The following is a 13,219-nucleotide window of genomic DNA, read 5'->3' as shown; positions in this document are numbered from 1 at the left end:
CCGTGGCTAGCCTTCGCACATGGGCGAACTGCGGGACATCCTCCTGGCGCTGGGCCTCGAAGGCAGCGAGATCGCGGCAGATCGCAGGCTGCGCGCGCACCTGGCACTGGACTCGGTCGACACCGTCGAGCTGGAGCAGGAACTCCAGACCCGCTTCGGTGTCGTGGTGGATCTGTGGGACAAGCACGACTTCACGGTGGCCGAGCTGGCCGAACGGATCGAGCGTACGCGTACCGACGGCACATCGGGAGCGTCCGGTGCGTGAGCCGCTGGCCAGGATCGCTGCCGTACGTGCCAAGCGCTACCGGGACGGTGGCCTGTGGGGCGACACACGGATCGACCAGACGGTGCTGGCGGCGGCGCGTACCCGCCCGGAGGCCCTCGCGCTGAGCGCCGGCGGGCGGAGCCTGACGCATGGCGAACTGGCGGCGGCGGTCGCCACGGCCGCCGCAGGACTGACCGCCCTCGGCATCCGTCGCGGTGACGCAGTGATCGTGCAGCTACCCAACGACCTCGAACTGGTCGTCCTGACGCTGGCGCTCTCTCGACTGGGGGCACCACCGGTATTGACGCCGACTGCGCTGCGCGACTACGAGCTGGAGCATCTGGTACGGATCGTCCGACCGGTGGGGATCGCCATCGCGGCCACACACGCGCGTTTCGATCATCTCGCGATGGCACGGCGGCTGCGTGCGACGCACCCGTCGGTACGCAGCCTGCTGGTCTCCGGCGTCGCCGACCATGCGACCAATGAATCCATCGTGGACCTGGTCGCGCTCTGCGCGCCCGGTTTCGGATCATCCATTCCCGTAACGGATACCGCCCAACTCGACGATCCGGCGCTGTGTCTGCTGTCCAGCGGCACCACGGGGCCGCCGAAGGTGATCCCCCGGCTTCAGCAAGCCTACGATTACCAGTTACGCATCACACCGGATCTCGCGGGCGTCGATCAGGACTCGGTGTATCTGGCGGTGATGCCCGCCACCCACGGATTCGTGCTCGGCTGTCCCGGCGTGCTGGGGACGATCGGTGTTGGTGGCCGGGTGGTGCTGGGGCACTCGGCCGAGCCCGCCGTCGCCTTCGCGCTGGTCGAGCGCGAACGGGTCACCCACTGCGCGTTGGTGCCCGCCCTGGCCCAGCGCTGGGTCGAGGCCGCCGCCGACACCGAGCACGATCTGTCCAGCCTGCAGGTGTTGCAGGTAGGTGGGGCACGGCCGAGCCGGCCACAGGTCGAGCGGATTCCCCAGACGCTCGGGGCGGTGGTGCAGCAGTGCTACGGGATGAGCGAGGGCCTGCTGAATTACACCGCGTTGGACGACGGCGACGACGTCAAGTTCGACACCCAGGGCAGACCGGCCTCGCCTGCCGACGAGATCCTCGTCGTCGGCCCCGACGGCCGCCCGGTACCGCCGGGCGGCACTGGCGAGTTGCTGACTCGCGGGCCGTACACCGTGGCGGGCTACTACGCCGACGACGAGGCCAACGCCTCCAGCTTCACTGTCGACGGCTATTACCGCACAGGCGACCTGGTCCGAGTGCATGAGCCGTCCGGCTCGCTCGTGGTCGAGGGCCGGTGCCGGGACGTGGTCAACCGCGGTGGCGAGAAGATCCCGGCGGCGGAGCTGGAGTCCCTGGCCGCCGAGCATCCCGATGTGGTTGAGGTGACAGTCATCGGCGTCCCGCACGAACGCTACGGCGAGATCGTGTGCCTGTACGTCGTGTGCCGTGAGGGCGTGCCCGCACCACGTTTGAGGGAGATGCGCAGCTTCCTGGCGGAGCGCGGGCTGGCACGGTTCAAGTTGCCAGAACGTGTGGAGATCGTGGCACGACTTCCCTACCTGGGGATCGGCAAGGTGGACAAGAAGGCGCTGCGCGCCTCCGTCGCCGACAAGCCGGGCCGGCCGAGCAGCACGGCGACGGTGAACTAGGCACGACGGTGCCATGCCCGTGGCATCAGCCAGGCGACCGCTCGTGCCACCGGGGACCGAACCCCCGATAGTCGTCGAGCAGGATGCTGTCAATCCGCGCCTTCAGGATGTTCTGGTAGTGCGGACACTCGTTGAGCTGGCGATGGTGACACGCCATGACCTCGGACAACAGTTCCTTGACGCGTTCGGCGTGGTTGATGGTGCCATCAAGCTCAGCGATACGCGCGGAGGCGATCCGCTTCACCGCGCTCATGGAGACCTTCATGTCGGCGAGCAGCACTGCCATCTCCTTGATCGAGAAACCGGCTTCGCGCCAGAAGTCAATCGCCGCGAGTTGCGCCAGCCCTTCCTCATCGAACACTCGCCGGCCGTTCGACCGCCCTGCGGGTGTCAGTAGACCTTCCCGCTCGTAGTACCTCAAGGCGGACGGCTTCACCCCCACCCTGCGCGCGAGTTCACTGATGTGTAACAAGATGCCCCGCTCCTCCCGTCGCACAAGACCCGCCATTCCGCGATATCTAATTAGGTAAGCCTCACCTAATACCACACGGACAGTAGTCCTAGAATCACTAAACCCGCAACTCTGCAGGAGTCGACGAGCGAGCATGGTTGATCGATCCCCATGACTGCGCGTAAGGAAACGGACCGGACGTCAGCGCCGCCGCGATCCTCGATCGGACGACTCCACGCCGACTGGCCGGTGCACCCGTACCAGCAGCATGGCAAGGGCAGCCCGCCGTGAATGGCGGGCTGCCCTTGCGCGGAGGCGGGGATCAGCCGAGTCGGCAGGACGTGCCGTTGAGGCGGAAGTCGGAGGGATGGTCGTTGGCGCCGGAGTAGGTCGCCTGGAGGCCGAAGGTGGCCGTGCCGTTGGTCGGCAGGCTGCCGTTCCAGGACACGTTGCGCGCGGTCACGGTCCGGCCGGATTGGGTGACCTGGGCGTTCCAGGCGTTGGTGACCTGCTGGTTGCCGGGGAAGGACCAGGTCAGCGTCCAACTGGTCAGGGCGGACCCACGGTTGGTGACGCGCACGTCGGCGGTGAAGCCGTTGCTCCACTGGTTGGCCGTCCAGCTCACCGTGCAGGCCGCCGGGCCGGTGGTCGGCGGGGGCGTGGTCGGCGGAGGCGTCGTCGGCGGGGGCGTCGTCGGCGGGGGCGTCGTCGGCGGAGGCGTCGTCGGCGGGGGCGTCGTCGGCGGAGGCGTCGTCGGCGGGGGCGTCGTCGGCGGAGGCGTGGTGCCGTCGCGGGGCGGGAAGCGCAGCACCCGGTCGTCGGTGGACGCCGGGGTGCCCCGGCCGTCGCGGTTGCTGGTGGTGACCCAGAGCCAGCCGTCGGGGCCGTACTCGACAGTGCGCAGGCGTCCGTAGGCGCCGAGCAGTTCGGCGGTGGGGGTGCCGACGCCGCCGGAGCCGTTCAGCGGCACGTTCCACAGCCGGTTGCCGCGCAGCCCGGCCACGAAGAGCCGGTTCCCGGCGATGGTGACGCCGCTGGGTGACGCCTCGGCCGGGGTCCAGACGAGCAGGGGATTGCGGAACCGGGGGTCGTTGGCCCGGCCCTCGACCGTGGGCCAGCCGTAGTTGCCGCCCGCGACGATCAGGTTGAGCTCGTCCCAGGTGTTCTGACCGAACTCGCTGGCATATAGTCGGCCTTGGGCGTCCCAGGCAAGACCTTGCACGTGGCGGTGGCCGAGGCTGTAGACCGGCGAGCCGGCGGTCGGGTTGTCCGGCGGGACGCTGCCGTCCGGCCGGACACGCAGGATCTTGCCGTTGCGGCTCTGTGGGTTCTGGGCCGTGGCGGTCTGTCCGGCGTCACCGACTCCGACATAGAGCATCCCGTCCGGTCCGAAGGCGATCCGGCCTCCGTTGTGGATCGAGGCCCGGGTCAGCCCGGTGAGGATTGGTTGCTGGTCCTGCACGGCGGTGAGCCGGAACCGGGAGATGCGGTTGTCGGTCGCGGTGGTGAAGTAGACGTAGATCCAGCCGTCCTGCGCGTAGGTCGGCGAGACGGCGAGACCGAGCAGGCCACCCTCGCTGGTCGCGGTCACTCCGGAGATCGTGACGACGGGCTGGGGCTGCTGGCCGGGACGGACCCGGACCACCTGGCCGGTGGGGCGTTGGGCGACCAGGGCGCTGCCGTCGGGCAGGAAGTCCATGCCCCACGGCACCTGGAGTCCGGTGGCGACCGTTTCCGGGCGGGTGAAGTCGAAGTCGCCGACGGCGAGCAGCCCGGGGGCAGATCCGGCGGTGAGCGCGGGCGGGCGTTCGACGGTGGGGACCGCACCGGCGAGACCACCGACACCGACGGCACCGGCGACCAGCCCGGCGGTGAGTACGGCCCCGACCGTGAGTCGGATTCTCATGCCACCTCCCTATATAGTGATGTTTATCAATGTAACATACGCGAATTTTCGAACACCCTCGGTCACCGAGGTCGCTGCCACATGCTATTCTCCGGCGTCGATCTCCGCAGCGCGGACCCGGATCGGGTCGTTTGTCGCAAAGGACGCTTTCCCCCGATGTCGGCCCACACCGTTTCGATCGCACCACCCGCTCCGGTGGAGCGCCCCGCCACCGGCGCGTTCGCGCTGATCTTCACCCGGTTACCGGCACTGCTGCGGCTCTCCTGCGGCCTCTTCGTCGCGGTGGTGGCGCTCTCCGTCCGTACCCCGCCGGTCCGGGTGGAGTTGTTGGTCCCGGCCGTGGCGGTGCTGACCGCCTGGGCCGTCTGGTACGCGCTGCGCGCCTTCCGGCACGGCATCGGTCCCGCCGTGGTCGCCGGGGACGTGGCCCTCACCACCGCCGCCTGCCTGGCGATGCCGGTCCTGGTCGCCCCGGAGGTGCTGCCCGGCGAGGCTAGCTGGATCGCGGTCCTGGCCAGCACCACGGTCATCAACGCACAGGCGACCGCACCGGCACGCTGGTCCGTCGCCGCCGGCCTGCTGGTCACCGCGAGCTACGCGACCGGCGCGTACGCGACCGGGGACCCCGTCGAGGCCAGCGCCCACTCCGCGACGCTGTTGGCGCAGATCGCCTGCACGGCGATGATGACCGCGGTGATGCGTCGCCGGATGGCCCGCGCCGACGCCGAGTTCGTGACGAGCCAGAAGGCCACCCGGGAGGCGCTCGTCGCCCGTACCGCCCGCGAGTCCGAGCGGCAGCAGAACCGCGACCTGCACGACACCGTCCTGGCGACGCTGACCATGGTGGGACAGGGCGCCGTACCCGGCCCGTCACCAGCCCTGCGCGACCGGTGCACGGCCGACCTGCGTACCCTCGCCGCCCTGGCGGACACCCGGTCGGTGCCGGCGGACGGCACGGCCCGGGTGGACGAACGGCTGCGGGCGGTGTTCGCCCGGCTGCCCGGCCTGCCGGTCAACGCCGACCTGCCGCCGTGCCCGGCACCGGCGCCGGTCGCCGAGGCGATCGCGGAGAGCACCCACGCCGCGCTGTCCAACGTGCTCCGGCACGCGCCGGGCGCCGCCACCACCGTGCGACTGCGGCGCATCACCGGCACGGTCGCGGTCGAGGTGGTCGACGACGGTCCCGGCTTCGACCCGACCACCGTCCCGGCGCACCGGTACGGCCTGCGCGAGTCGATCCACGGCCGGATGGCCACCATCGGCGGGCGGGCCGAGGTGGACTCCGCCCCCGGTCGCGGCACCCGGATCCGGTTGGAGTGGTCGGATGTCGGCTGAGGCGGGAACGGCACCCGGGGCGGTGGTACGACCGGCGGCGCGTACCACCGGAGTGGTCGACGGTGCCGACGCGGGCCGGGCGGCGGCTGCGGTGGCGCTCATCTCCGACCGGGGTGCCCGGATCGTCGCGGTGACCATCGCGCTGGTCTGGCACCTGGTGATCGGGCTGCCGGCGGTGCTGTCCGCCTGGTCCGAGCTGGCGGCGTCGCAGGTGGTGGTCGGTGGCTGGCTGCTGGTGACGGCGGTCGGCATGGCCGCCGGGGTACGCCTGCTGCACGACCGCCCGCTGCCGGCGGCGCCGCTGGCCGGGCTGCTGCTGGCGGTCGACGTGGCGGTCTTCGCCGCGGTGGGCCGGGAGCACCTCTTCAGTCCGGCCAACTGGGTCTGGGGCACGCTCGCCTGGTTCTTCGTGGTGGTGCTCTGGGGCCGGCGGGTGCGCTGGCTGCTCGCCCTGCTGGTAGCGCACGCGGCGACCGCACTGGCCGCCGTGGCGCTGTACGGCGCGACCGGCGCAGCGGACCTGGCCCGCTCCACGATGGCCCTGTACGGCACCTCATCGCTGCCGGCGGCGGTCTTCGTCGGTGCCGTGGCCCTGTCGCTGCTCTCCCGCGAGCGCGCCGCCACCGTCGCGACCACGAACGCGATGGTGGCCGAACGGGACGCCGCCGAACACGCCCGGCGCGAACGGCGGGAGCGGCTGGCGTTGGCCAGCGCGGCGGCCAGCGAGGTGCTGGCCGAGCTGGCGCAGGGCCGGGCTGACCCGGCCGACCCGGAGGTGCAGCGCCGCTGCGTACGGGCCGCCGGCCAGTTGCGTCGGCTGATCGCCGAGTCCGACGACGTGCCGCACCCACTTTTCCACGAACTCCGTGCCGCGGCCGACCTGGCGGAGCGTAACGGTCTGCCCATCGACCTGGTCACCATTGGTGCACCGCCACCGTTGCCGGTGCAGGTCCGCCGTAGCCTGGCCGATCCCCTCATCGCCGTCCTCGCGGAGGCACAGGAGTGGGCGCGGGTGACAGTCGTCGCCGGCCCCGACGAGGTGGTGGTCAGCCTGGTCACACCGGACCGGGGCGGCCCGGAGGCCACCGGGCCGCCGCCGGAGGAGAGCGACGCGCAGGTCGAGCAGGTCTACGAACGGGACGGGGAGATCAGATGGACGCAGACGCGGTGGCGCCGTTGACGCCACACCGCCCCGTCGGTGTGGCCATCGTGGACGATCATCCGGTGGTTATCGACGGGGTCCGCGCCTGGCTCGCCACCGAGCCGCGACTGACCGTCCTGGCCACCGGCGACGACCCCGACGAGGTGCTCCGCGCCGCGCCCGAAGCCGACGTGATCATGCTGGACCTGCGCCTGCACGGGCGGCTGGTGCTGGACAAGCTCGCCGAGCTCAGTGCCGCCGGTCGACGGGTGGTGGTCTACTCCGAACACTCCGATCCGCGCACCATGCTCGCTGCCCTGGACGCCGGTGCGGTGGCGTTCCTCGCCAAGCACGAGGGGCGGGAGCACTGCGTGGCGACCGTGCTGGACGCGGCGCGCGACCGCCCGTACGTGGCCCCGGCGCTGGCCGGTGCGATGGTCGGTGACCCCCGTCCGGACCGCCCGGTGCTCTCCGACAAGGAGCGCGAGGCGCTGCTGTTGTGGTTCCAGTCGATGTCCAAGGCGTCGGTGGCCCGCCGGATGCGGATCAGCGAACACACCGTCAAGCAGTACGTGGACCGGGCGCGGATCAAGTACACCCGGGCCGGACGTCCGGCGGCCACCAAGGCGGCGCTGCTCGCCCGTGCGATCGAGGACGGACTCGTCCGGCCGGAGGAAATAGGTATCTATCGGTCGCACGCGTCGACCGAATGGCCGACCCCCTAACGGGCGTCATGACAGGGTGTGTCGGATTGGGCGAGGCTCGTGATCAGATGCCCCCGCCAGCACCGGAGGTTACGTCCCGATGCACGATGATGCGTCCCCGTTCTTCATCGCCCCGCATCGCTTCGACGCGGTGCACGACGACGCCGGACCAGTCCTGGACCGGCGACACGAACTGGTGCCGGAGGCTGGCGAGCAGGTGCTCGGACGCCATCGGCTGAACGTGGCGGGCTACCTGCTGTGCCCGACGGACGCCTCGCGGTCGTGGACGCTGCCCGCCCCGGTCACGCTCACCGTCACCGACTTCCGCATGGTGTACGTCGGGACGCCCTCGCACCTCACCCTGGTCGGGTCGCGTTCCAGCCAGGGCGGCCGGACCCCGGGCATGGTCAGTGGACAGATCCGCTGGCAGTGGCCGTCCCGGCTGGAGTGGTTGCCGGGCACCGCCGACGAGGCGATGCGGCTGCTGGTGGTCTGCGACGCGTTGCGGACCATCCGGCAGCCGGCGCTCGGCCTCATCGGGCAGCGCGACCAGGTCGGCGAGTTGGCCCGGCAGATCCGCCGCGCGGTGGCCGTGTTCCGGCTCACCCGGCCGGAGCTGGTGGACCTGTCGCCACCGGAGCGGGACGCACTGGCGCGGATCGCCCGTGCCACGCTGCTGGCCGGACCGGCGCGGGTGGTGCTGCCCGGTTCCCTGCCCGTCGAGTTCCACTCCCGCGACGACTACTACCGACCCCGGCACACCGATCCGATGCTGTACGACGCAGCCTCCGGGCAGCGGTGATCCACCCCGGCCTGGTCCTCAAGAGCGACCGGAGTTGCGGGCAGCCCGGTCGGCGGCGTCGCGGGCGTCGGCCTCCTCCGGGGTCGGCGCGGTGCCGCCGAGGTGGGCCGGCATCCACCAGCGGTCCTCCGGTCCGGCGGGCCGGTCCGGGTACTCCCGTTGCGCCCGGTCCACCAACGCGCCGAGCCGGGCGGCCAGGTCGCCGGTCATCGCGGCGGTGTCCGGGTACGCGCCGGGCAGCATCGGCTCGCCGACCAGGATGGTGATCGGCGTGTGTCGCCGGGTCAGCGTACGCGGTCGGTCCTTGGTCCACAGGCGCTGGCTGCCCCACAACGCCACCGGCAGCACCGGCACGTCGGCGTCGCGGGCCATCCGGGCGGCCCCGCTCTTGAGGGCCTTGACGGTGAGGGAGCGGCTGACGGTCGCCTCCGGGAATACGCCGACCGCCTCGCCGGCCCGCAGCGCCCGCACGGCGGCGGCGTACGACTCGGCACCCGCCCGCCGGTCCACCGGGATGTGCCGCATCCCGCGCATCAGCGGGCCGGACACCCGGTGCCGGAACACCGAGTCCTTCGCCATGAACCGGACCAGTCGCCGGGACTCCAGCGCCCCCAGCCCGCAGAAGATGAAGTCCAGGTAGCTGACGTGGTTACTGGCCAGCACCACGCCACCGGTGCGGGGCACGTGGTGCGATCCCTCCACGGCCAGCCTCAGGTCGAGTACGCGGAACATCGTCTTGCAGGCGGCGATCACGGGCGGGTACACGAGTTCCGGCATCCGGCAACTTTACCCCGAGTAGGTTACGCGCCGGTAGGACGACCGCCGGGACTGCTGCCGGCACCGTCAGTCGGCGAGTTTGTGCAGGTCGAGCCGGCCTCGGGCGAAGGCGTCCACCCGACCCCAGCGGCCCGGGATGTCCAGCACCTCGATCCGGCCCATGCCCACCGGCAGCCGTGGTTCCACCGCCAGGTGACCCTCGTGCGGCTCCAGGCCCAGCATGGTGCGCAGCAACAACAGCGGGGCGCCCGTCGACCACGCCTGCGGGCTGCACGCGGTCGGGTACTCCACCGGGAACTTCGTCTGCTCCCGCTGGTAGCCGCCGAACGCCTCCGGCAGTCGCCCGTCGAAGTAGCAGGCCGCGTCCAGGATCCCGTTGGCGATGACGGCCGCCTCCTCGGCGAAGCCGTACCGCCGCAGGCCCCAGGCGCAGAACGAGGTGTCGAACGGCCAGACCGTGCCGTTGTGGTAGCCGATCGGGTTGTAGCGCACCTCGCCCTCGGCCAGCGTGCGGACCCCCCAGCCGGAGAAGAGTCGCGGCCCGACCAGATGGTGGGCGACCTGCTCGGCCCGGTCCTCGTCGACGATCCCGCTCCACAGCAGGTGGCCCACGTTCGACGTGAGCACGTCGCACTGCCGCCCGTCCGGGTCCAGCGCCAACGCGTAGTAGCCGCCGGCTTCGACCCACCAGTCCCGGTTGAACCGCTCCTTGAGCGCCGCCGCCTCCCGCTCCAACTGGTCGGCGAACCCCGGGTCGTCCCAGAACTCGCGGGCCAGCCGGGCGCCGCGCATCTTCGCGTCGTACGCGTACCCCTGCACCTCGCAGGTGGCCCGGGGGAACGGCGGCAGGCTGCCGTCGGCGTACGAGATGGAGTCCCAGGAGTCCTTCCAGCACTGGTTCTCCAGGCCGGTGTCGGTGTTGCGGCGTTCATACCAGATGTAGCCGTTGCCGACCAGGTCGGCGTACTCGTCCATCCACCGGAACGCCCGGCGGCACTCCTGCTCCAACTCCTTGACCAGCGCCGCGTCCCCGCTCCACCGCTCGTACTCATCGAGCAGCACCACGAACAGCGGCGTGGCGTCCACCGAGCCGTAGTACGGCGAGTGCGGCTGCTCCTCGAACGCGGCGCTCTCGCCGTAACGCATCTCGTGCAGGATCCGGCCCGGGTCCTCCTCCCGGAAGTCGTCGCACCGGGTGCCCTGAAGTGCGCCGAGGATCCGCAGCGTGGTCGCGCTCAGCTCGGGCGTGAACGGCAGGGTCTGCAAGCAGGTCAGGATGCTGTCCCGGCCAAACATGGTCATGAACCAGGGCAGGCCGGCCGCCGGCAGCGTCTGTCCACCGAGCGAGAGCGGCGCGAACCGCAACGCGGCCAGGTCCACGATGCACCGCTGGTACGTCGCCGCGACCTGGTCGTGCTCGCTGTTCACCTTCGGCGCCCGGGCGATCCACTCCTCCAGGTCGTGCTGGAGCGCGAGCCGTTCGGTGCCGTGCACCCGCAACCCGATCCGCAGGTCCCGATGGTCCGGGCCGAGCGCCAACGTCTGCACGTCGACGGCGGTGTGCCACTGCTCGTTCGGCTCCAGGTGGATCGTGTACGAGAAGCCGGTGCGGTCGTACCGGGTCGGCTCGGAGGAGGAGATGACGGTCTCCCGCCGGAAGTTGCCGCGCCGGTAGCCGATACGCAGCCGGTCCGACTCCACCTCGGCGTACGTCTCGCCCTTCTTGTTCAGGATCTCGTCCTTGACCTCGAACAGGTCGGCGAAGTCGCACCCCGCCTCCATCCGCACCTGGAGGTCGACGGCCTTCTCGTCGTGGTTGAGGATGGTGATGTTCTCCCGGAAGCTGCCCCCGACGGCCCGCTCGCGGATGATCGACAGCTTCGCGTCCACGTAGTGCGTGGCCAGGCCGGGCACCAGGAAGAAGCGCGACTCGAAGTACTGGAGGTCGTCGTAGGAGAGCGCGTTGAGCCGCTCACCGTTCACGGTGAGCACCCACTTCGACAGGTAGCGGGTGTCGAAGGAGAACAACCCGGTCGGCTCGGTCGGTGTCGCCTCGATGTCGCCGGTCGCCTCGCAGACCACGAAGGTGCTGCCGTCGAGGATCCGGACGGTGTGGCTGGGAGCCATCAGCGGACCCCCTTCCGGTAGCGACGCGGCCCCTCGGCCTGCGGCGGCCCGGGAAAGAGCCGGTCCACCTGGACCACCAGCCGGGCGTCACCGGACACTCTCATGTCCCCGCGCAGCAGTGCCGCCAGCCCGTTCTCCCGGCCGGTCACCAGGTCCTCGAACAGCTCCGGGCTGGTCCCGACCACGGTGTCGGCTGCCAGGTCCTCCCGGGAGACCGTCACGTTCCCCCGATCGATCCGCAACAGCCAGTGGGTGGTCCGCGGCCCCTCGTGCAGATCGAGGCGCAGGGCCCCCGACGACTTCGCCAGCAGGGGCTCGTACCCCCGGTGGTCGAGGTCCTCGAAGAACCGTGTGGTCGCGTCCGACATCGCCGCACTCCTCCCGGTCGCTCGTCTCCGGAAGGCGGGTCCCCGCCCTCGGCGGGGTCAACCTCGCCCGGATCGGGTGAGCCGACCGGCCGCGGGTACGCGTCGACGCGGCCCCCGAGGCGGGCGCCGGCGTCGAGCGGCGGAATGGTCAGGTGTTGGGGTCGTCGGCGCTGATGTCGGCGAGCACCGACTGCGGCTCCCGCTCGACGGCCAGGTCACCCATGGAGACCAGGCCGATCAGCCGGCCGTCCTCGATCACCGGCAACCGCCGTACGGCGTACGTCCGCATCAGGTCGGCGGCGGCCACGGCGTCGTCGTACTGACTGACCGTGATCACGTCCTTGGAGGTGATCTGGTCGAGCGGGGTGGTGTTCGGGTCCAGGTCCGCCGCGACGCTCCGGACCGTGATGTCCCGGTCCGTGATGATGCCGACCACATCGTCACCCCGGGTCACCACGACATCCCCGATGGCGGAGTCACGCATCTCCTGGGCAGCGGCAGCGACCGTGGCGTTGCCGTCCATGGTCACCAACCGGGTCGTCATGAAGTCTCCGACCGTTGTCATGGCGCCTCCCTCTCGGTGTCGGGCAACCAGGTGTCTACCCGACGACCGCAGGCAGTAACGCTCAGCGCTCGGCGGCGACCAGCTCGGCGAGCTGCACGGCGTTGAGAGCGGCGCCCTTGCGCAGGTTGTCGTTCGCGCAGAACAGGGCCAGCCCGTGCGGGACCGTCTCGTCGGCACGGATCCGGCCCACGTACGTCGGGTCCTGCCCGGCCGCCTGCAACGGCGTCGGCACATCGGAGAGCGCGACGCCCGGCGCGTCGGAAAGCAGCTCGTGGGCCCGCTGCGGGCTGATCGGCCGGGCGAACCGCGCGTTGATCTGGAGCGAGTGCCCGGTGAACACCGGCACCCGGACGCAGGTGCCGGAAACCTTCAGGTCGGGGATCTCCAGGATCTTGCGGCTCTCGTTGCGCAGCTTCTGCTCCTCGTCGGTCTCGGCGGAACCGTCGTCGACGATCGAGCCGGCCAGCGGCAGCACGTTGAACGCGATCGGCCGGGCGAACGAGCGCGGGGCCGGGAAGTCCACCGCCGCACCGTCGAAGGCCAGGCCGGACGCCGTCTCCACCACCTTGCGGACCTGCTCGTCCAGCTCGGCCACGCCGGCCAGCCCGGCACCGGACACCGCCTGATACGTCGAGACGACCAGGCTGACCAGCTCCGCCTCGGCGTGCAGCGGGCGCAGCACCGGCATCGCGGCCATCGTGGTGCAGTTCGGGTTGGCGATGATGCCCTTCGGGCGGACGGCTGCGGCGTGCGGGTTGACCTCGGCGACCACCAGCGGCACCTCCGGGTCCATCCGGAACGCCGACGAGTTGTCGATCACCACGGCCCCGGCGGCGGCGACCCCGGGCGCCAACTCCTTGGCGCTGCCCTTGCCCGCCGAGAAGAGGACGATGTCCAGCCCCGCGTAGTCGGCGGTGGTGGCGTCCTCGACCGTGACCTCCTCGCCGCGCCACGGCAACGTCCGCCCGGCCGACCGCGCCGAGGCGAACAACCGCACCTGCTCCGCCGGGAACTCCCGATCCGCCAACACCTGCCGCATGACGCCACCGACCTGGCCGGTGGCCCCCACAATGCCGATCCTCATGCCCGCGAGGCTACCCAGCCGGCCGGTGGCG

Annotated in this window: 13 protein-coding genes; 6 read left to right on the top strand and 7 right to left on the bottom strand. The window is 71.1% G+C overall.

What is annotated here, in order from left to right:
- Window positions 1-19 precede the first annotated feature (19 nt).
- Together ID554_RS21225 and ID554_RS21220 are read left to right on the top strand one after the other, a co-directional pair.
- Complete coding sequence (locus ID554_RS21225) at window positions 20-265, top strand: acyl carrier protein (protein WP_117225902.1); 246 nt, start codon at window positions 20-22, stop codon at window positions 263-265.
- 82 nt (window positions 266-347) lie between these two features.
- Window positions 348-1,928, top strand: a complete 1,581-nt coding sequence (locus ID554_RS21220) for a (2,3-dihydroxybenzoyl)adenylate synthase (protein WP_223884171.1) — start codon at window positions 348-350, stop codon at window positions 1,926-1,928.
- Between the two features lie 25 nt (window positions 1,929-1,953).
- On the opposite strand, the gene ID554_RS21215 is transcribed toward ID554_RS21220, so the two are convergent.
- Both ID554_RS21215 and ID554_RS21210 read right to left on the bottom strand, forming a co-directional pair.
- Entirely contained in the window at window positions 1,954-2,436 is a 483-nt protein-coding gene (locus ID554_RS21215; protein WP_223884170.1) for a MerR family transcriptional regulator, read from the bottom strand.
- Window positions 2,437-2,701: 265 nt separating this feature from the next.
- Complete coding sequence (locus ID554_RS21210; protein ID WP_117225905.1) at window positions 2,702-4,285, bottom strand: PQQ-dependent sugar dehydrogenase; 1,584 nt, start codon at window positions 4,283-4,285, stop codon at window positions 2,702-2,704.
- A 156-nt stretch (window positions 4,286-4,441) separates the two neighbouring features.
- On the opposite strand from ID554_RS21210, the gene ID554_RS21205 reads away from it, so the two are divergent.
- The 4 genes from ID554_RS21205 to ID554_RS21190 all read left to right on the top strand — a co-directional run bounded on the left by ID554_RS21205 (window position 4,442) and on the right by ID554_RS21190 (window position 8,267).
- On the top strand, window positions 4,442-5,620 hold the full coding sequence (locus ID554_RS21205) for a sensor histidine kinase (RefSeq protein ID WP_117225906.1): 1,179 nt from the start codon (window positions 4,442-4,444) through the stop codon (window positions 5,618-5,620).
- Window positions 5,610-6,800: a hypothetical protein gene (locus ID554_RS32500; RefSeq protein ID WP_117225907.1), complete on the top strand. Its 1,191-nt coding sequence runs from the start codon at window positions 5,610-5,612 to the stop codon at window positions 6,798-6,800. Before ID554_RS21205 ends, ID554_RS32500 begins: the two co-directional genes overlap by 11 nt.
- Window positions 6,773-7,486 (top strand): response regulator transcription factor, encoded by a 714-nt coding sequence (locus ID554_RS21195; protein ID WP_117225908.1) that lies wholly within the window; start codon window positions 6,773-6,775, stop codon window positions 7,484-7,486. The genes ID554_RS32500 and ID554_RS21195 overlap by 28 nt, the downstream gene beginning before the upstream one ends.
- A 79-nt stretch (window positions 7,487-7,565) precedes the next feature.
- The gene (locus ID554_RS21190) at window positions 7,566-8,267 is read left to right on the top strand and encodes a hypothetical protein (protein ID WP_117225909.1); all 702 of its coding nucleotides are present in this window, start codon (window positions 7,566-7,568) and stop codon (window positions 8,265-8,267) included.
- Between the two features lie 18 nt (window positions 8,268-8,285).
- Here the strand turns inward: ID554_RS21190 and ID554_RS21185 are convergent, their stop codons facing one another.
- The 5 genes from ID554_RS21185 to ID554_RS21165 all read right to left on the bottom strand — a co-directional run bounded on the left by ID554_RS21185 (window position 8,286) and on the right by ID554_RS21165 (window position 13,188).
- Window positions 8,286-9,044, bottom strand: a complete 759-nt coding sequence (locus tag ID554_RS21185) for a lysophospholipid acyltransferase family protein (protein ID WP_117225910.1) — start codon at window positions 9,042-9,044, stop codon at window positions 8,286-8,288.
- A gap of 66 nt (window positions 9,045-9,110) precedes the next feature.
- Complete coding sequence (locus ID554_RS21180) at window positions 9,111-11,171, bottom strand: amylo-alpha-1,6-glucosidase (protein ID WP_117225911.1); 2,061 nt, start codon at window positions 11,169-11,171, stop codon at window positions 9,111-9,113.
- Entirely contained in the window at window positions 11,171-11,539 is a 369-nt protein-coding gene (locus ID554_RS21175; protein WP_117225912.1) for an SCP2 sterol-binding domain-containing protein, read from the bottom strand. The genes ID554_RS21180 and ID554_RS21175 overlap by 1 nt, the downstream gene beginning before the upstream one ends.
- A 148-nt stretch (window positions 11,540-11,687) precedes the next feature.
- Window positions 11,688-12,104, bottom strand: a complete 417-nt coding sequence (locus ID554_RS21170; RefSeq protein WP_117225913.1) for a CBS domain-containing protein — start codon at window positions 12,102-12,104, stop codon at window positions 11,688-11,690.
- A gap of 61 nt (window positions 12,105-12,165) precedes the next feature.
- Window positions 12,166-13,188 carry an aspartate-semialdehyde dehydrogenase gene (locus ID554_RS21165; protein WP_117226405.1) on the bottom strand — a complete coding sequence of 341 codons (1,023 nt, stop codon included), beginning with the start codon at window positions 13,186-13,188 and terminating at the stop codon, window positions 12,166-12,168.
- Window positions 13,189-13,219: the final 31 nt, after the last annotated feature.

The sequence above is a fragment of the Micromonospora craniellae genome (genome assembly GCF_014764405.1).
Classification (GTDB): domain Bacteria; phylum Actinomycetota; class Actinomycetes; order Mycobacteriales; family Micromonosporaceae; genus Micromonospora; species Micromonospora craniellae.
This window is presented reverse-complemented; position numbering and strand designations above follow the sequence as displayed.